Origin of the sequence: Bradyrhizobium sp. cir1 (assembly GCF_014198245.1) — a bacterium.
Lineage (GTDB): Bacteria > Pseudomonadota > Alphaproteobacteria > Rhizobiales > Xanthobacteraceae > Bradyrhizobium.
In genome coordinates this window covers 14,657-33,916 of record NZ_JACIHE010000013.1, presented here as the reverse complement: position 1 = coordinate 33,916, position 19,260 = coordinate 14,657, and the positions used below count along the sequence as shown (strand labels likewise).

The 19,260-nt window shown below is 66.3% G+C and carries 14 protein-coding genes; 8 read left to right on the top strand and 6 right to left on the bottom strand.

What is annotated here, in order from left to right:
* Positions 1–184 precede the first annotated feature (184 nt).
* Entirely contained in the window at positions 185–3,613 is a 3,429-nt protein-coding gene (locus GGD63_RS24325) for an SEL1-like repeat protein (RefSeq protein ID WP_183245688.1), read from the top strand.
* Positions 3,614–3,653: 40 nt separating this feature from the next.
* Here GGD63_RS24325 and GGD63_RS24320 read toward each other — a convergent pair whose 3' ends face one another.
* Positions 3,654–4,955, bottom strand: coding sequence for an LssY C-terminal domain-containing protein (locus tag GGD63_RS24320; RefSeq protein ID WP_183245687.1), 1,302 nt, complete (start codon positions 4,953–4,955; stop codon positions 3,654–3,656).
* A gap of 388 nt (positions 4,956–5,343) precedes the next feature.
* Between GGD63_RS24320 and GGD63_RS24315 the strand changes: the two genes are divergently transcribed.
* Positions 5,344–6,261, top strand: coding sequence for a sulfite exporter TauE/SafE family protein (locus tag GGD63_RS24315; protein WP_183245686.1), 918 nt, complete (start codon positions 5,344–5,346; stop codon positions 6,259–6,261).
* Complete coding sequence (locus GGD63_RS24310) at positions 6,261–7,028, top strand: TIGR02186 family protein (RefSeq protein WP_246785625.1); 768 nt, start codon at positions 6,261–6,263, stop codon at positions 7,026–7,028. Before GGD63_RS24315 ends, GGD63_RS24310 begins: the two co-directional genes overlap by 1 nt.
* 155 nt (positions 7,029–7,183) lie before the next feature.
* On the opposite strand, the gene GGD63_RS24305 is transcribed toward GGD63_RS24310, so the two are convergent.
* On the bottom strand, positions 7,184–8,095 hold the full coding sequence (locus GGD63_RS24305; protein WP_183245685.1) for a DMT family transporter: 912 nt from the start codon (positions 8,093–8,095) through the stop codon (positions 7,184–7,186).
* 109 nt (positions 8,096–8,204) lie between these two features.
* Between GGD63_RS24305 and GGD63_RS24300 the strand changes: the two genes are divergently transcribed.
* Entirely contained in the window at positions 8,205–9,068 is an 864-nt protein-coding gene (locus GGD63_RS24300) for a LysR family transcriptional regulator (RefSeq protein WP_183245684.1), read from the top strand.
* Positions 9,069–9,381: 313 nt separating this feature from the next.
* On the opposite strand, the gene pdeM is transcribed toward GGD63_RS24300, so the two are convergent.
* The 4 genes from pdeM to GGD63_RS24280 form a co-directional block, all read right to left on the bottom strand.
* Entirely contained in the window at positions 9,382–10,053 is a 672-nt protein-coding gene (pdeM, locus tag GGD63_RS24295) for a ligase-associated DNA damage response endonuclease PdeM (protein WP_183245683.1), read from the bottom strand.
* A gap of 53 nt (positions 10,054–10,106) precedes the next feature.
* Positions 10,107–12,683 carry a ligase-associated DNA damage response DEXH box helicase gene (locus tag GGD63_RS24290; RefSeq protein WP_183245682.1) on the bottom strand — a complete coding sequence of 859 codons (2,577 nt, stop codon included), beginning with the start codon at positions 12,681–12,683 and terminating at the stop codon, positions 10,107–10,109.
* Positions 12,684–12,840: 157 nt separating this feature from the next.
* Positions 12,841–14,070 carry an ABC transporter substrate-binding protein gene (locus GGD63_RS24285; RefSeq protein WP_183245681.1) on the bottom strand — a complete coding sequence of 410 codons (1,230 nt, stop codon included), beginning with the start codon at positions 14,068–14,070 and terminating at the stop codon, positions 12,841–12,843.
* Between the two features lie 118 nt (positions 14,071–14,188).
* The gene (locus tag GGD63_RS24280; RefSeq protein ID WP_183245857.1) at positions 14,189–15,115 is read right to left on the bottom strand and encodes a class I SAM-dependent methyltransferase; all 927 of its coding nucleotides are present in this window, start codon (positions 15,113–15,115) and stop codon (positions 14,189–14,191) included.
* A 56-nt stretch (positions 15,116–15,171) separates the two neighbouring features.
* Between GGD63_RS24280 and GGD63_RS24275 the strand changes: the two genes are divergently transcribed.
* From GGD63_RS24275 to GGD63_RS24260, 4 genes are all read left to right on the top strand, one after another.
* Positions 15,172–16,209 (top strand): ligase-associated DNA damage response exonuclease, encoded by a 1,038-nt coding sequence (locus tag GGD63_RS24275; RefSeq protein WP_183245856.1) that lies wholly within the window; start codon positions 15,172–15,174, stop codon positions 16,207–16,209.
* The gene (locus tag GGD63_RS24270; protein WP_183245680.1) at positions 16,206–17,867 is read left to right on the top strand and encodes an ATP-dependent DNA ligase; all 1,662 of its coding nucleotides are present in this window, start codon (positions 16,206–16,208) and stop codon (positions 17,865–17,867) included. The genes GGD63_RS24275 and GGD63_RS24270 overlap by 4 nt, the downstream gene beginning before the upstream one ends.
* A 324-nt stretch (positions 17,868–18,191) precedes the next feature.
* Positions 18,192–18,497 carry a DUF6460 domain-containing protein gene (locus GGD63_RS24265; RefSeq protein WP_027575165.1) on the top strand — a complete coding sequence of 102 codons (306 nt, stop codon included), beginning with the start codon at positions 18,192–18,194 and terminating at the stop codon, positions 18,495–18,497.
* 28 nt (positions 18,498–18,525) lie between these two features.
* Positions 18,526–19,260, top strand: coding sequence for an MBL fold metallo-hydrolase (locus GGD63_RS24260; protein ID WP_183245679.1), 735 nt, complete (start codon positions 18,526–18,528; stop codon positions 19,258–19,260).

The following is a 19,260-nucleotide window of genomic DNA, read 5'->3' as shown; positions in this document are numbered from 1 at the left end:
GAAGGTTCCTCGCCCAACTTTAAGACACCCGCGCCGCATTCCTTAACCCGTTATTTACCGTAACAGGAAAAAGTCGGTTTTCGAGGCAGACGACCCGCGCCAAATTCGATTGTCTTTGCAACCGGCACGCGTGGGGAGGCTGGAGGCGCCGGGTGGGGCGCCGGAGTCGGAACCGGACAGAGTCATGAATTCGCGCGTATCGTGGAGTGTTGACGGCATCGATCCATCCGTGAGGGAGCGGGCCGAAGCTGCTGCGCGTCGCGCTGGCATGTCGCTCAACGATTGGCTCAACTCCACGCTCGGCGAGACTGTCCCGCCGAACTTTCGCGGACCTTACGATCAGCGTCAGGATCAACGTCCGCAACACATGCCGAGTCAGGAGAGCCGCGAAGTCGCCGACATCCACCAGCGGCTCGACGCGATCACCCAGCAGATCGAACGGATTTCAAAGCCCGCCCCGCGCCAGGACTCTTCAAGACCAGACGTCTCGCGCGAGCATGGCGTCGCGCGCCAGCTCAACGACGCGATCTCGCGGCTCGACGCGCGCCTGTCGCAAATCTCCCGCCCGCAGCAACCTCAGGCCCCGCGGCCAGCCCCCGCGCCGTCGCCTGTTGAAACGCGCCAGCGCCAGGCCGACGCAGTCGAGCGCGCGGCAGCTCAAGTCTACCGCAGCTCACCACCCCTGAGCCCCGCCTCGTTCGACGTCGCGGTCGCCGAGATCACCGCGCGCCAGAGCGAGCTCGACGGCTTTGCGCCCAGGCAGATGCCGCCGCGCTCAGCGCCCTCGATTGCACCCGCAGCGCCTTACGCGCCGACCATGGCACCAATGGCGCCGCCCGCGCCTGCCTATGCTCCGCCGCCACCGCAAGCAGGGCCGGATTTCTCGTCGCTCGAGCGCCACCTGCTCAAGATCACGAGCCAGATCGAAGCGCTGCAGCGGCCTGACACTACCGAGCAGGCCATCAATGCCTTCCGCAGCGAGCTCGCCGAAATTCGCACCGCCATCACCGAGGCGATGCCGCGGCGCGCGATCGAATCGATCGAGAACGAGATCCGCTCGCTGCACCGTCGCATCGACGAGACCCGCTCCAACGGCACCGACGGCCAGATCCTGTCGGGCATCGAGCACGCGCTGTCCGACATCAAGCAGGTGCTGCGCACGCTGACGCCGGCCGAGCAGCTCACCGGCTATGACGAGGCGATCCGCAATCTCGGCGCCAAGCTCGACCTGATCCTGCGCGCCAATGACGATCCCTCGACGGTGCGCCAGCTCGAAGGCGCGATCGCGGCGTTGCGCGGCATCGTCTCCAACGTCGCCTCCAACGAGGCGTTGGCACGGCTGTCCGAGGACGTGCAACTGCTGTCGTCCAAGGTCGACCAGATTACCCGCTCATCCGGCCATAGCGACAGCTTTGCGGTGCTGGAGCAGCGCATCGCCGCGCTCACCGCCGCGCTGGAGACCCGCGAGCGGCCGCAGACGTCCGAGAGCACCGAGCATCTGGAGGCTGCGATCCGCGCGCTGTCGGACCGCTTCGACCGCATGCAGGTCGGCAACGATTCTGCCTCGACCTTCGCACATCTCGAGCAGCGCGTCTCGTATCTGCTGGAGCGGATCGAGGCTGCTGCCGATCCGCGCAACGGAAACTTAAGCCGCGTCGAGGATGGCCTGCACGACATCCTCAGGCACCTGGAGCGGCAGCAGGCGACCTATTCGGCCCTCGCCGAGAGCCGCAACGCGGCGCCGCCTGTCGATTCCGGCGTGGTCGATCTCGTCAAGCGCGAGCTCTCCGACATCCGCTTCAGCCAGGCCGAGACCAACCGCAGCACGCAGGACTCGCTCGACGCCGTGCACAGCGCGCTCGGCCACGTCGTCGATCGTCTCTCCATGATCGAGGGCGATCTGCGCGCGGTGCGCACCGCGCCGCCGGCCCCTGCGCCGCAGCCGATGCCGGCATCGATGCCAATGGCCGCGCCGATGGAGCCCGCGCCGGTGGCGCGTGAGCCACGGCAGCAAGCACAGCCGCCGAAATACGATCCGAAGCCGGAGCTGCCCAATCCCGCCGCCGCACAAGCGGCGCAGGCGGCCTTCGTCGCCGCACCGCGCGAATTCCATGCTGCTGCCGCGCCGCCGCCGATGCCGCCACCGCCGCCTGTTCCGCCGCGCGCGATCAGCGAGATTCTGGAGCCGCATACGGCGCCCGCGCGCGCTGCGATCGCGCCGGAGCTGCCGCCGGATCATCCGCTCGAGCCGGGCACGCGGCCGGGCGGGCGCGTCGCCACGCCGTCGGAGCGCATCGCGGCGTCCGAGAGCGCGATCAGCGAAATTCCCGCAGCTCCAAAGGAGCCGGTGTCGTCGTCGAGCTTCATCGCGGCCGCGCGCCGCGCAGCGCAAGCTGCCGCGGCTCAGCCGCCCGAGAAGCCGGCCCGTGGCGCCAAGGCCGCGATCGCCCGCGCCAAGGAGAAGGGCCAGGAAGGTGGCTCGACCATCACCTCAAAAATCCGCTCGCTGCTGGTCGGCGCGAGCGTGGTCGTGATCGTGCTCGGCACCTTCAAGATGGCGATGAACCTGCTCGAAGGCGGCAGCGCGCCGCCGGCGCCGCAGGCGATGCAAAATATTCCGAGCGAGCCGGCCCCGCAGGCCGCGCCACCGCCGGTCGAGACCAAGCCGGCCGCGCCCGAACAGATCACGCCGTCGATGACCTCGCCGACGCCGATCGGACGGCAATCGCAGAACAATACTGCGCCGGCGCCCACGCCCAGTTCCGGCAGCTCGGCCTCGGTTGAAATCCCGCAGGCGCCCGCCGCGGCAGTGCCGCCGCCTGCTGCGAGCAGCGACATCACCGGCGCGCTGTCGGGCAGCAGCCGCGCGCGGCTCGGCCTCGTCCAGGTGCCGCCGAGCGAGAAGCTGCCTGACGGCATCGGCGGCCCGTCCTTGCGCACCGCTGCGATGAAGGGCGATGCCACCGCGGCCTACGAGATCGGCGTACGCTTTGCGGAAGGCAAGGGCGTCGCCACCAATTACGACGAAGCGGCGAAGTGGTACGACCGCGCGGCGCAGGCCGGCGTGGTGCCCGCGACCTTCCGCCTCGGCACGCTCTACGAGAAGGGTCTCGGCGTGAAGAAGGACGCCGACATCGCCCGCCGCTACTACACCCAGGCCGCCGAGCGCGGCAACGCCAAGGCGATGCACAATCTTGCGGTGCTCGATGCCGACGGCGGCGGACGCGGCGCCAATTACAAGAGCGCGGCGCAGTGGTTCCGGAAAGCTGCCGATCGCGGCGTCGCCGACAGCCAGTTCAACCTCGGCATCCTCTATGCCCGCGGCATCGGCGTCGAGCAGAACCTCGCCGAGTCCTACAAATGGTTCAGCCTCGCGGCCGCCCAGGGCGATGCGGATGCCGCCGGCAAGCGTGACGACGTCGCCAAGCGCCTCGACCCGCAATCGCTCGCCGCCGCCAAGCTCGCTATCCAGACGTTCAGCGCCGAGCCGCAGCCCGACGACGCGGTCAACGTCCCCGCCCCGAACGGCGGCTGGGACAGCGCGCCGCAGGCAACCGCGAAGCCCGCGCCGAAGCCGGTCGCCGTCAAGCGCTCGGCCTCGGCGGCGCACTGAAGCGCGATGCGATAGCGCTCCGCGAACAGGGGCCCTCGCACTACGGCGGCGTTTCCCAGGCAAGCCTGTCGATCTTGCCGAGCGGCGTTATTTGATTCGACAGGAATATGACCGCGCGCAATCCATCGGTGTAATAGGGGTCGCCTGTCAGATTTGCACGCGGCGCGGATGGTGGTGCGGCTCCGACGCCATTGACGTAACCGAACCGCTCGCTGAATCCGGACATGATGAGATCCTGAAGAAAATAGGCCCGATCGAAATCGACGTCGGGCGCAATCTTGTGCGTGGTCAAATTCCATGTCTGATCGGTCAGGCGGACACCAATATCCCGGCTCACATGGCCGACCCACACCCTTCGATTATCGAAGGTGTACGGCGTCAGCCAAAATCGGGCGTGAATGCGCTCATTGATGGTGGACCGGGCTTTCTGAACGACGACGTCTTCCCTGCGGCCGAACACGTAAAGCGGGCTCACGGGCGACGTCTGATACGGATCTCGAAGCAAGAAAGCGCGCGCGGTCTCGATCGCGCTTGCAAAATCGAGCTGTCTAGCAAGGTGCCATCCGCGGGCAATAAGAGGGACGATGGGGTCTTGCTTGCCTTCGATGATGACGAGATTGAGCGGATCACCATCACGTTTTCCCTCAGGCCCTTTAGTACAGCAGGCGAAATTTGCAAATCTCTCCCGCAATGACGAAAGATCGAGTTCTTCGATCTTCGTGCCGGGATAGACTTTCTCGGCCCGAATATTGGCGCCGACAAACTGCGGCCCTGGAACCAACAGCGCAAAGTCGAAGCTCTCCACGCGGCTCTTCCCGACGATCATGATGTGCGCATATTTGATGCCGGCATCCAGAACCCCGTAGACGAAGCCTGTCGTCTTGCTGTGCGGCGCTAGGTCGCTCGGCATCTGGCGCTTGAGAAAGAATTCGTCACGGGCGCGGTTGGCGAACCATGACAGAGCGCCGTGGAATCTGTAGGAAACCTCATAGGCAGAATAATAATCGGGATCCATGGCGACCGGGAGAAGCGCCAATGCCTCATCGGTCTCGTTCTCGATCGACAGCCAGACGGGTTGAATGTTGTAGCCGGCCAGATTTTCACCGAAGCTCCTTTCGCTCTCATCCGCTCCGAGTGCGCTCGCACTCACCTTGATTCCCGGCACGGACTTCTGCTGGGCGCGGTTGATGAAACTTGCATCTCCGCTCGGATCTGGTGAAAACCGAAATGAGTTGACGACCGCGATCAACGTCAGCGCGAGAGCCAAAAACGCGACACTCAGGATCTTGTGCGCCCTGATCGTTTTGATGGGGTTGAGAAGAGCGACGACATTCTCGTTCATCTTGTCACCCGGCCTTTTCGTCAGGACGATGCGGATCAGGCTGCGCTCACGTCCCTCTACCTCGGTTATCTACCCGGGCTGACGATGCTCGGCTGTTGATCTGCATCAACGCTTCGGACCCCTTTCGATGGCGGCAATCGCCAGTTCGGGTGTGTATGGAGGCACGTCGTTCGCTCGAGCCGTAACCGGGCTGGGCTATTTCCAGGCAAAAGAAGCCGCAGATGCAGTGCCTTGAATTCGGCTCAGCATAGGTTTGTTGCGAAAAACGCCGCGCCGTGTTCAATTCGTTGTCCCGCGGCGCGACGTTTTCGGCTATGGGAGGAACGCGGCAATCGCTCGTCCTGCGCGAGCATTCCGCAGTCTTCGATCGTCCGCCGGACTAGGCTCAATGCAGCTCTATCTCCCGATCGCCGATCTTCCGGTCAACGTCTTCCTGGTGCTGGCGATGGGCGCGGCGGTCGGCTTCGTCTCCGGCATGTTCGGCATCGGCGGCGGCTTCCTGATGACGCCGCTGCTGATCTTCATCGGCATCACGCCGGCGGTCGCGGTCGCCTCCGTGGCGAGCCACATCGCGGCCTCCTCGTTTTCCGGCGCGCTGACCTATTGGCGACGGCGCGCGATCGATCCCGCGCTGGCGAGCGTTCTCTTGTGCGGCGGGATCACCGGCACGACGCTGGGCGTGTGGACCTTCACGCAGCTTCGCGCGCTCGGCCAGCTCGACCTGATGATCGCGCTGTCCTACGTCGTGCTGCTCACCACGGTCGGCAGCCTGATGTTCTCCGAAGGCCTGCGCGCCCTGATGCGGACCCGGCGCGGCGCGGTGCCGCCGCGGCGTACGCACAACTGGATCCACGGCCTGCCGCTGAAGATGCGGTTCAAGCGCTCGAAGATCTATCTCTCCGTCATTCCCGTGGTGATCGTCGGCATCGTGATCGGCTTCATCGGCGCCATCATGGGCATCGGCGGCGGCTTCATCCTGGTGCCGATCATGATCTACCTGCTCAGGGTGCCGACCTCGACGGTGATCGGGACCTCGATGGTCCTCACCCTCGTCACCATGCTGTTCGCGACCTTGCTGCATGCGGTGACCAATCACCTGGTCGATGCCGTGCTGGCACTGATCCTGATGGTCGGCGGCGTCACCGGGGCGCAGTTCGGCGCACGCGCCGGCCAGAAGATCCGCGGCGAGCAGCTGCGGCTGCTGCTGGGCCTGCTCATCCTCTCGGTCGGCGTCCGCTTCGCGATCGAGCTCGTGATCCGGCCCGAAGATCTCTTCACCATCCGTGAGCTGGGGGTGAGCACCTGATGCGCGCGCTTCTCGCTCTCCTCGTTGTCCTGCTGCTCGGCTCAGCCGCGCAAGCCGAGCGGCTGATCGTGTCGGTGTCCAACCATCGCGTCACGGTGACGCCGAATTATTCCGGCGAGGAGCTGGTGCTGTTCGGCTCGGTGGAGAAGGACGCCACCACGCCCGCGGACCGCACCGCCTACGATCTGGTGGTCACCGTGATGGGCCCGCGCGCCGACATGGTGACGCGGCGCAAGGAGCGCACCTTCGGCATCTGGATCAACACCGACTACCGGCAGTTCCTGCAGGTGCCGAGCTATCTGGCGCTGTTCGCCAACCGTCCCTTCGACGCCATCACCTCGCCCGAGATCGCGCGGCGGCAGCAGATCGGGCTCAACAACGTGCGGCTGACCCAGCGGGTCAGCGGCGACTTTGCCGACGTGGTGCCGAACGATGCGTTCCGCTCGGCCTTCATCCGCCTGCGCACCGAGCGCGGGCTCTATCGCGAAGACCCGAGCGCGGTGACGTTCCTGACGCCGACGCTGTTCCGCACCGGCATTCCGCTGCCGGCGGAGGTGCCGATCGGCACCTATGAGATCGAGATCAAGCTGTTTGCGAACGGCGCGCTGGTCGCCAAGACCGAGACCGCCTTCGAGATCGTCAAGGTCGGCTTCGAGCAGTTCGTCGCGACGACGGCGCGGCAGAACGGCCTGATCTACGGCCTCGCCACCGCGGCGATGGCACTGATGACGGGTTGGATGGCGTCGATTGTGTTCAGGAAGGACTAGCCGCCGTCCTTCTCCTCTCGTCATCGCCCGGCTTGACCGGGCGATCCAGTATTCCAGAGGCCGGCGTTAGGTGCCTCGCTCTCACAACAACCGCCGCGGCGTACTGGATGCCCCGGTCAAGCCGGGGCATGACAGTTGAGATTGTGGCGCCTTGCTCACGACACCGCCTTCGCCGGCCGCGTCACCAGATAGATGCCGAGCGCGACCGGGATGATGCCGAGCAGGTCTCGCGCCTCGACATGCTCGCCGAGCACGATGTATGCGAACAGCATGCCGAGCGGCGGCATCAGGAAGTGGTAGGCGCTGGCGGCGGTGGCGCCGCATACTTTCAGGAGATGAAACCAGAGCCAGTAGGCGAGGATCGAGCCGCCGAGCACGAGGAAGGCGAAGGCGCCGAGCAGGCTGGGCGTATAGTCGATCGCGTGGATGTCAGCGAAGGTGAGCGCGACCGGCGCGAGCACGATTCCGGCAGCCAGGTTCTGCACGCCATTGCCGATCCACAGAGATCCTTTCGGCGCCAGCAACTTGAACAGGATGGTGCCGGCGACGATAGAGGCCAGCGAGGCCAGCGTGAAGACGATGCCGTGAAGCTGGTCGGTGCCGACCGACAGGCGATGCCAGACGATCGCCATCACGCCGATGATGCCGAGCAGAAGGCCAGCTGCCTTGCGCCAGGTCATGCCTTCGCCGAGCAGTAATGTGGCGAGCGCCGCCGTGAACACCGGGTTGGCCGACACGATCAGGCCGCCGAGACCGGCGGAGACGGATTGCAGGCCGGTGTAGCCGAGCCCGAGATAGAGCGCGTTGTTGGCGATGCCGAGGACCGCGAAGATCGCGACATCGCGCCAGGACAGCGACCAGGCCTCGCCGCGGATCAGCGTCGCGCCCAGGATCAAGATGCCGGCGAGCGAGAAGCGGGCGGCGAGCAGGATCAGCGGCGGACAATGGGTGACGCCGATCTTGCCGGCGACGAAGGCATAGCTCCAGAGCAGGCAGAACAGGCCGATTGCGAGCGGCAGCGTGTTGAAGCGGCTGCGGGGCGCGGGAAGCGAGGTGGCGAGCGACATGAGGGCATTCTCGGATGTTTTCTCCTGGCCCTCGATCTAGGGACGCCGCTTGTCATTTGGAAATTAAATGATTAACTTCCGATCAGTTGATTTTCGAATGGGGGCAGCGATGCTCGATCTCGAGCTTCTGCGCAGCTTCGTCTCGGTGGTCGAGGCCGGCGGCTTCACCCGCGCCGGCGAGCGCGTCCACCGCACGCAATCGACCGTGAGCCAGCAGATCAAGCGGCTGGAGGAGGACGTCGGCCAAATGCTGCTGCATCGCGACGGCAAGGACGTGCGCCCCACGGAAGCCGGCGAGCGGCTATTGTCCTATGCGCGGCGGCTGCTGTCGCTCGCGGAAGAAGCGCGCGACGTGCTGCGCCAGCCGGACGGCGAAGGCGCGATCCGGCTCGGCATCCCCGAGGACTTTGCCGCGTACCGGCTGGCGAAATTGCTGGGGACGTTCTCGCGCTCGCATCCAGGCCTGCGCCTCGACGTGCGCGCCGACCAGAGCAAGAACCTCGCCCGCGATCTCGAACGCGGCGAGCTCGATCTGGCGCTCTACAAGCGCGCGGCCGGCGAGAGGGGCGCGATTGCGGTGTGGCCCGAGCGGGTGCACTGGGTCACCAGCAAGAGCCATCCGATCGACGTCGACACCTCGTCGGTGCCGCTGATCGGCTTCCCGCTCGGCTGCCTCTATCGCGCCGGCGCCATCCACGCGCTGGAAAGCGCCGGGCGCGCCTGGCACATGGCCTATTCGTCATCGAGCCTCGCCGGCATCCAGGCCGCGGTCGCCGCCGGCATGGGCCTGAGCATCCTGTCGGAGATGTCGATCCAGTCCGATCACCGCGTGCTGACCGCGAAGGACGGCTTTGCGCCGATCAACAAGACGGAAGTGGCGCTGATGGCCTCGCCCAATGCGAGCTCCGGAACGCTGCGGCTCGCCGACCGGCTGGCGGAGTTCTGCGAGAACGTGCAGGCGAAGGCGGCGTGACGGTGCGTAGGGTGGGTTAGCCGTGCGGCTGCGCGAAGCGCAAACCGCTCGGCGTAACCCACCAACTTCGTCCCGCATCCGCGGAGACATGGTGGGTTACGCCAGCGGACGGCGCTACGCGCCGCCGCAGGGCCACCCTACGAAGCTGAGCACGCGCCTCGTCCTTCGAGACGGCGCTTACGCGCCTCCTCAGGATGAGGCTAAGCGGCATCTGCGCCCTTTGATGCTGCTGCCACGCATTCCGTCCTCATCCTGAGGGCCCGCCGGCAGGCGGGCGTCTCGAAGGATGGCCGCAACAAAACTCCCTCCCGCCTCAATAACACCGCGACGCTGCGATCGCGTGGACGCGGCGGTCGCCGAGGAGGTGCGCGACGAAGCCGTTCTTCGGAAATATCCTGGCGAACGCGGCGTCGCGGATGCTGAGGCCGCCGGCATAGGCGCCGAAGGCCGGCATCACGGCGCGCATCCCGTCACTGGCGAAGCAGCGGCGCTCCATCGAGCGGCCGCGCGCGGAGATGCGGGCCTTCGGATGCAGATGGCCGGCGATCTCGCCGGGCGCGCCGGTCGGCTCGTGGCGGAAGGTGATCGGGCCGATCGCGATTTCGTCGGCAATGGTGCCGCCGAGATCGCGCGGCAACATGGGATCGTGATTGCCTGATATCCAGATCCAGTCGCGGCCGCTCTGGAGCCCAGCGACGGCGTCGCGATCCTCCGCTGACAGCCGCTCATGCGCGGTGCGGTCGTGAAAGCTGTCGCCGAGCGCGATGACCACGCGGGGATCATGGCGGGAGATGACAGCAGCGAGCCGGCCGAGCGTTGCGATGGTATCGTAGGGCGGCAACAGCACGCCGCGGGTGGCGAAGCTCGACCCCTTTTCCAGATGCAGGTCGGAGACGACGAGCAGGCGCTGCTCTTCCCAGAACAGCGCGCCGGACAGATCGGCCGCGAACGTCACGTCGCTGATGGTGACCCTGGAAACGCGCATGTCCTCGTCATCTCCTGAAACCAGCGCGCCTGCCGTCACGTCGAAACCTGCTGCTATCCCATCGCCTCTTTGACGAGCTCATCGGCGGCTTCCGCCAACAGCTCGTCTGCAGCTTCGCCATAAACTGACTCGCGGCCGATTTCCAGCATCACGGGCACCGCGAGCGGGGAGACGCGGTCGAGTTCCCGGTGGGTGATGCGGCCCTGGATGCGGGCGAGCATGTCCCCCAAGCGGCGCAGATCGAGCAATCCGGTGGCGGCATCGGCGCGCGCGGTGCGGAGCAGGACGTGATCGGCCTGGTGCTTGCGCAGCACGTCGTAGACGAGGTCGGTCGAGAACAGCACCTGGCGACGGCTCTTCTCTTCGCCGGTATGCCGGCGCGCGATCAGGCCGGAGATGATCGCGCAATTGCGGAACGTGCGCTTCATCAGCGCGGATTCGGCGAGCCAGGCTTCGAGATCGTCGCCGAGCATGTCAGGATCGAACAGCGCGTTGAGATCGATCCGGCCCTCACGGATCATGAAGGAGAGATCGCCGAGCCCCCAGATCGCCACCGCATATTCGTTGGCGACGAAGCCGAGCGGCCGCGCGCGGGCGCGCTCGAGGCGCCGCGTCAGCAGCATGCCGAGCGTCTGATGCGCGAGACGGCCCTCGAAGGGATAGCAGACCAGATAATGCTTGTTGGCGCGCGGAAAGCTTTCGACCAGGAGTTCACGCACCGCCGGCACGCGGGAGACATCCTTCTGCTGCGACAGCCAGTCGCGCACCTGCTCGGGCAAGCCGCCCCAGGCGCGGCCGTCGTCGAGCAGGCGGCGCACGCGCTCGGCGAGATAGGTCGAGAGCGGGAATTTTCCGCCCATGTAGGACGGCACCTTCGGGTCCTTATCATGCGCGCGCGAGACATAGACCTGGTCCTCGACCAGAGTTTCGTAGCGCACCACCTCGCCGCTGAACACGAAAGTGTCGCCGGGCGTGAGGCCCTCGATGAAGGCCTCCTCGATCTCGCCGAGCAATCTGCCGCCGCGCGCGATCACGCCGGTCGAGCCGCTACCGCCGCCGCGGGAGCGCACCAGGCGCACCTTGAGCATGTCGTCCTCGACGATGGTGCCGACATTCATGCGATAGCTCTGCCGCACCTTGGGATTGGCGACGCGCCAGCGGCCCTCCTTGTCCTGCTTGATGCGGGCGAAACGCTCATAGGTCTTCAGCGCGTAGCCGCCGGAGGCGACGAAATCGACGACGTCGTCGAAATCCTTCCGTGACAGGTCAGCGTAAGGCGCGGCGGTGCCGACTTCGCTGTAGAGCTCGTCGCTGAAAAACGGCGCACCGCAGGCGCAGCCGAGCACGTGCTGGGCCAGCACATCGAGCGCCCCGGTGCGCAGCGGCGGGGTGTCCTGCGCATTCTCGGCGATGGCGTCGATGGCGACACGGCATTCCAGCACCTCGAACCGGTTGGCCGGCACCAGCACCGCGCGCGAGGCCTCTTCGAGACGGTGGTTGGCGCGGCCGATGCGCTGCATCAGGCGCGAGGATCCCTTGGGCGCGCCGATATTGACGACGAGATCGACATCGCCCCAGTCGACGCCGAGATCGAGCGAGGAGGTGCAGACCACGCCGCGCAAACGTCCCGCCGACATGGCGTCCTCGACCTTGCGGCGCTGCGCGACGTCGAGCGAGCCGTGATGCAGCGCGATGGCAAGGCCGTCGTCGTTCATGCTCCAGAGATTCTGGAACAGCATCTCGGCCTGGCTGCGGGTGTTGACGAAGACCAGCGTCGTCTTGTTCGCCTTGATCAGCTCGTAGATTTCGGGGAGCGCGTGGCGCGCGCTGTGGCCCGCCCAGGGCAGCCGCTCGCGTGTGTCCAGCATCTCGACCAGCGGCGGCGCGGCGCCGCCGGCAATGACGATGTCGGCGGCAGCTTCCCTGCCTTCGGGCTGCGGCACCAGGAAGCGCGCGAGCTGATCCGGCTCGGCCACCGTCGCCGACAGGCCGATCGCGCGCATCTGCGGCGCGAGGCGCCACAGCCGCGCAAGGCCCAGCGACAAGAGATCGCCGCGCTTGGACGTGACCAGCGCATGCAGCTCGTCCAGCACGATGCGCTTGAGCGAGGAGAACAGGAACGGCGCATCATGGGACGACAGCAACAGCGCAAGCTGCTCCGGCGTCGTCAGCAGGACGTCAGGCGGATAGCGCCGCTGGCGCTGGCGCCGCGACACCGGCGTGTCGCCGGTGCGGGTCTCGACCTTGATCGGCAGGCCCATCTCGGCAATGGGTCGCTCGAGGTTGCGGGCGATGTCGACGGCGAGCGCCTTGAGCGGCGAGATGTAGAGGGTGTGCAGGCCGCCGGCGCGTTGCACGCTGCGGCCGGTGGAGACGAGGCTTTGCTTCGAACCGGCGTTGCGTTCGACCGCCGGCGTCGACAGCTCCACCAGCGTCGGCAGAAATCCCGCCAGCGTCTTGCCGGCGCCGGTCGGCGCGATCAGGAGCGCGCTAGCGTCCTCGCGCGCCTTCTCCAGCAGCGCCAATTGATGCGCGCGCGGCGACCAGCCGCGAGCCGCGAACCACGCGTTGAAGCGATCGGGCAGCAGCGTGGCCGGCTCGGCCGGGATTTTGAGGATGCGGGGCGGCACGGCATCACAGGTAAGCCGTGCGGGTGGGTTCGTCGAGGGGGGCTTCTTCGCCTCGCCCCGCTTGCGGGGAGAGGCCGGCGCGAAGCGACGGGTGAGGGGAGTCTCACCCTCTCCCCGCAGGCGGGGAGAGGGGAAGAGAGAGCAGCGCGCCCCGTTCCTACTCCGACATCGGCTTGTCGGAGATGTCCCAGTCCTTGCCGGTGAAGGTGGAGATGAAGAGCGTCTTCATCGGCGTGTAGTCCTCGGGCGTGTAGCTGTAGGTGACGCCGTCGAGGAAATAGGGCGAGTGGAAGCCCGCGAGCGTGGAGGCCTGCTTCAAGACGTTGGCGCGGGTGAGGTCGTCGCCGCAGCGGCGCAGGATCTCGCCCATGGTCACCGCCTGGCCGTAGCCGGCAAAGGCGATGGTGTTGTCGGGGTCGATCGCCGGCGTGTACTTCTTGCGCAGCTCCTCGAACGCCATCACGTCGGGGTCCTTCTCCCATTTCGGCAGGCCGACCTCCTTGTTGTAGCGGATGGCGACGATGCCGGCGGCGTTTTCGAGGCCGGCGGCGCTGAGGATCGAGCGGCCGGTCGAGCCAGCCGACAACAGCTGCAGCGGCTTCCAGCCGAGCTCGGCCACTTTGCGGATCGACTGCGACGAGGCCTTGCCGGTCGAGATGTTGTAGAAGACGTCGGCGCCCGACTTGGAGAGATTGATGAGCTGGGAATCGACGGTCGGCTCGGTGAGATCGTAGGTCTGCTCCATGATCACCTGCGCGGTGCCGCCGGCGTCCGCCAGCACCTTCTTGAACGGCCCCAGGAAGTCGCGACCAAAGTCGTCGTTCTGGTAGAGGATGCCGATCTTCGCGTTCGGCTTCACGCTGACGACGTGCCGCGCCAGGATGCGCGCCTCGGTCGGATAGAGCGGCAGCCCCGCCATCGTCCATTTGAACTCTTTCGGGTTGTTCCACTTCGAGGCGCCGGTGTTGAGCAGCAGCTGCGGCACGCCCTTGGAGTTCAGGTATTTGTGCACGGCGGTCTGCGGCGCGGTGCCGAGCGAGCCGTAGAGCGCGAGCACTTCTTCCTGCTCCACGAGGCGCCGCGTCGCCTCGACGCATTTCGGCGCGCTGTAGGCGTCGTCCATGGTGAGGAACTTGATCTTGCGTCCGTTGATGCCGCCCTTCTCGTTCAGCATCTGGAAATAGGCTTCGCCGACGCGGCCGAGCACGCCGTAGAGCGAGCCGGGGCCGGAATGCGGCACGGTCTGCCCGATCTTGATCTCGGTGTCGCTGGCGCCGGCATCGTATTTCTTCTCCGCGGCCCAGACATACGGCGCGGGCAAAGTCGATGCGGCGATGGTGGCGAGCGCGGCGGCGCTGAAATCGCGCCGCGATGGATTTTTCGTCATTGTTGTTTTCTCCCTGGTGCGCGCATTGTGCTGGGAACGCAGCACGGCTCGCAAGTGAGAAGTCGCAGCTTTGCGACGCAATGACGCTCAAATCGCAGGGGGGCGTTAGCGCCTAGACTCAAGTTTTCTCGACGACAACAACAAGGCCGCGCACCGGCTCGTTGTTCTCGTTGCGTGGCGAGGCCGGCTCCAGTGTCAGCAGCTTGAGCCCGGCTTTCGCGATGGCACTGCGCACATATTCCGCCGAATGGGCATAGCGCAGGCCTTCGCCGAGCACGATGCCATCGCCCGCATGCGTCTCCAGCGTGAAGGCGAGCACGCCGCCGGATACGAGCACGCGCCTGGCTTCAGTCAGCACCGGCGCGAGATCGGAGAGATAGACGAACGCATCCGCCGCGACCACGAGGTTCGCGCTCGCGTCACTCTTGGTGCGCAGGCCCTCGATCATGTCGGCAACTTCGAGCTCGGCATAAAGCGCGGTGGCACGCGCCTCCTTGATCATTCCGGGCGACAGGTCGATGCCGACGAAATGATCGACCTGCTTGGCGAAGGCCGCGGCCGCAAGCCCGGTGCCGCAGCCGAGATCGATGGTGCGCTTGAAGAAGGCCGGCTTCTTGGCGGCGACGCGCGCGGCCAGCACCGCCTTGAAGATCAGCGCGGGGGCGCGATAGCCGAGATCGTTGATCAGCGCGTGCTCGAAACGCGGCGCGTACTGGTCGAACAGCGCCTGCACATAGGCCTTGGGCATTTCCGCCATCTCGGCGTCGCCGAGCCGCATCAGATGCAGGCCGGCGCCGTGCTGATCCCCAGGGTCGGAGTCACGCGCCTTGCGGAACGCCGCGATCGCCTTGTCGCGCTCGCCGAGCTGCTGACGGATCTCGCCGAGCGTGAACCAGGCCGAGGTGAAGTTCGGGGCGAGCTCGATCGCCTGCTCCAGAAGGTCGGCGGCGGCGGGCAGATCGCCCTTGAGCTGGAGGTCGCGCGCGAACTCGAAACGGCGGTCGGCCATGAGATCGCCGGAGGTCAGGAAGAGGCGGAGCGGCATAGGAACCAGGAGCAAGGAAGACTCGAAGAAAACGCGGCGCAGCCTATATGACTTCCATGCGTCCGCAAGACATCCTGTTGCCAGCTGTTGCCGGCCTGTGCTGCAAGCCCGGCGGCTTCCATATCGACCCTGTCCGCCCGGTCGAGCGGGCCGTGATCACCCACGGCCATTCCGACCATGCCCGCGCCGGCCATGGCGCAGTGCTGGCGACGCAGGAAACGCTGGACATGATGCGACTGCGCTACGGCGAGAATTTTGCCGGCTCGACGCAAGCCATCCGCTATGGCGAGGAGATCCGGCTCGGTGACGTCAGTGTCAAATTCCACCCGGCCGGCCATGTGCTCGGCTCGGCGCAGATCGCGGTGACGTGCAAGGACACCTGCATCGTCGCCTCCGGCGACTACAAGGACGCACCCGACCCGACCTGCACACCGCTCGAGCTGGTGCCCTGCGACGTCTTCATCACCGAAGCCACCTTTGGCCTGCCGGTGTTCCGGCATGGTGATGCGGCCGACGAGGTGAAGAAGTTGCTGGCCTCGGTCGCGCTGTTTCCGGAACGCGCGCATCTCGTCGGCGCCTATTCGCTCGGCAAGGCGCAGCGCGTGATCGCGCTGCTGCGCCAGGCCGGCTATGACGCGCCGATCTACCTGCATGGCGCCATGGAGACGATCACCGAATACTACCAGAGCCGCAACATCGACCTCGGCGAGCTCAGGCCGGTGAAGGGCGTGAAGAAGGCCGCACTCGCCGGCACCATCACGCTGGCGCCGCCTTCGGCGACATCCGATCTCTGGACGCGACGCTTTCCCGATCCCGTCACCGCCTTCGCCTCGGGCTGGATGCGCGTGCGCGCCCGGGCGCGGCAGCGCGGCGTCGAGCTGCCGCTGGTGATCTCCGATCACGCCGATTGGGACGGCCTCACCGCGACGATCGCGGCGACCGGCGCCGGCGAAATCTGGGTCACGCACGGCCAGGAGGATGCGCTGGTGCATTGGTGCCGGAGCAAAGGGCTGAAAGCGCAGCCGCTCGACCTCGTCGGCTATGGCGACGAGGAGGAGAGCGAGACGCCGCTTCAAGACGAGGCCGAAGCATGAACCGCTTCGCCGAACTTTTGGACCGTCTCGCCTACGAGCCCGGCCGCAACAACAAGCTGCGGCTGATCACCGGCTATTTCCGCGAAGTCGGTGATCCCGACCGCGGCTACGCACTGGCAGCGCTGACCGGCGCGCTCAGCTTCAAGCACGCCAAGCCGGCGCTGGTCCGCGATCTCATCGCGGCGCGCACGGACGAGGTGCTGTTCGGGTTGAGTTACGACTATGTCGGCGACCTCTCGGAGACGGTGGCGCTGATGTGGCCGAGGGCGGAGCTCGCCGGCCACAACAACCCTCCCCCACCAACCCTCACCGAGGTCGTCACCACCCTGCGCACCCTCGGCAAGACGGAGTTGCCAAAACAGCTCGAACGCTGGCTCGACGAGCTGGACGAGATCGGCCGCTGGGCACTGCTCAAGCTGGTCACCGGTGCGCTGCGCATCGGCATCTCCGCGCGCCTCGCCAAGACCGCGGCCGCCGCGCTCGGCGACAAGGATCCGCACGAGATCGAGCTGATCTGGCCGGGGCTCAGCCCGCCCTATCTCGACCTGTTCGCCTGGCTGGAAGGCCGCGGCGAAAAGCCTGTTAATCGCGATCCCGCTCCGTTCCGTCCGGTGATGCTGGCGCATGCGATCGAGGACGGCGATTTCGCCGCGCTCGATCCCACCGACTACATCGCCGAATGGAAATGGGACGGCATCCGCGTGCAGGCGGTCGCCGGACGCGACGATCGCGGCCACATCACGGCGCGGCTCTATTCACGCACCGGCGAGGACATCACGGGGAGTTTTCCGGATCTCGTGCCGTCGCTGCGCCTGCCGGGCGCGATCGACGGCGAGTTGCTGATCCTGCGCGAGGGCCGCGTGCAGAGCTTCAACGTTTTGCAACAGCGCCTCAACCGCAAGGTCGTGTCGCCAAAGCTGATCAAGGAGTTTCCGATTCACTTGCGCGCCTACGATCTGCTCGGCGATGACGAGAACGATCTGCGCGAGCTGCCGTTCGCAGGGCGGCGCGAGCGGCTGGAGAGATTCATCAAGAAGCTCGACGATCCCCGCATCGACCTGTCGCCCACCGTCCCCTTCACAAGCTGGGAGGCGCTGACCGCCGCGCGCGCCGATCCCGCAAGTGCCGGCGCCGGCGAGGACGCGGATGCCGTCGAGGGCGTGATGCTGAAGCGGCGCGATGCGCCCTATCTGCCGGGGCGACCGAAGGGCCAGTGGTGGAAGTGGAAGCGCGATCCGCACATCATCGATGCCGTGCTGATGTATGCGCAGCGCGGCCACGGCAAGCGCTCGTCCTATTATTCCGACTACACCTTTGGCGTCTGGACGGCAGGCGATGGCGGCGACGAGTTGGTGCCGGTCGGAAAAGCCTATTTCGGCTTCACCGACGAGGAGCTGCTGCAGATCGACCGCTTCGTCCGCCGCAACACCACCGAAAAATTCGGCCCCGTGCGCCATGTCGTGCACGAGGGCGACAAGGGGCTGGTGCTGGAGGTCGCCTTCGAGGGCCTGCAGCGATCGCCGCGGCACAAATCCGGCATCGCCATGCGCTTTCCACGCATCAGCCGCCTGCGCTGGGACAAGCCGCCGCGCGAGGCCGACCGGCTGGAGACGCTGGAAAGGATGCTGAAGGCGGAGCCGGCGGAGATCGAGGTGTGAGGCGCGCGCTGAGCCGAACTTTGGCGCCGCCTGAGCGCGCGCCTCGTCCTTCGAGACGACCGCTTCGCGGTCTCCTCAGGATGAGGCTAATCGGCGTCGGTGCCCGTTGAAACTGCTGCCGCGCACTCCGTCCTCATCCTGAGGCGCCCGCCTAAAGCGGGCGTCTCGAAGGATGGCCGCTGGGAAACACTCTCAATCGGGCCGCGGGAGAGATGACCAACCGCCCGAATTAAACTCCCGTAACCCGATTGACGCTCCGTTGCGGGTTCCCCATGTGCCTCGCCGTGCCCTATAATGGGGCCGAATCCGTCCAGGGAGTTTGTGATGGTCCAAGACGTCAGAGATTTGCCGGCCGGCCGCAGCGACGGCCTGCACCGCTTTCTCGGCGGCTCGCCGCTGGCGGTCGCGTTTCGCCTGGTCCTGCTCTCGATCCTGGTCGGCGTCGTGCTCGCCGCGATCGGCTTCGATCCCTGGAACATCATCCACAGCATCCGCCTGTTGTTCCAGCGTCTCTGGGATCTCGGCTTCGATGCGGTAAACTGGCTGTGGCGCTACTTCCTGCTCGGCGCGGTCATCGTGATTCCGATCTGGCTGCTGTCGCGCGTGTTCGGCGCGCCGCGCGGCCGGTAAGGATTTGATTCAAGGGGGTGCGCAGCCGATGCAACTGCGATTCGTCGGCTGCGGTGACGCTTTCGGCTCCGGTGGCAGGCTCAATACCTGCTTCCATGTCTCCGGGCGCGAAGCGAACTTCCTGATCGATTGCGGCGCGTCGGCGCTGCCGGCCCTGAAGCGCCTCGAGATCGAGCGCAACGACATCGACCTGATCCTGATCACGCATTTCCACGGCGACCATTTTGCCGGCCTGCCGTTCTTTCTGCTCGACGCTCAATTCTCGCGGCGGACGCGGCCGCTGACGATCGCGGGGCCGCAGGGCATCGAGACGCGGCTCGCCCAGGTGATGGAAGCGCTGTTCGAGCACTCCTCGAAAACAAAACAGCGCTTCGAGCTCAACGTTGTCGCGCTCACGCCCGGGCAACGCCAGATCTTTGGCGCCGTGACCGTGACACCCTACCCGGTCGTGCACGGCGAATCCGGCGGTCCCTTCCTCGCCTACCGCGTCGAGGCCGAGGGCCGCACGCTCGCCTACAGCGCCGATACCGAATGGACAGAGACGCTCATTCCGCTGGCGCATGACGCGGACCTTTTCATCGCCGAGGCCTACATGTACGAGAAGGTGGTCAAGAACCATCTCAGCCTGAAGACCTTGGAACAGCATTTGCCTGCAATTGGTGCAAAACGCCTCGTCCTCACTCATATGAGCGACGACATGCTGTCGCGCCTGGACGACGTGCCGCACCTCGCCGCCGAAGACGGCATGGTGCTCGTGTTCTGA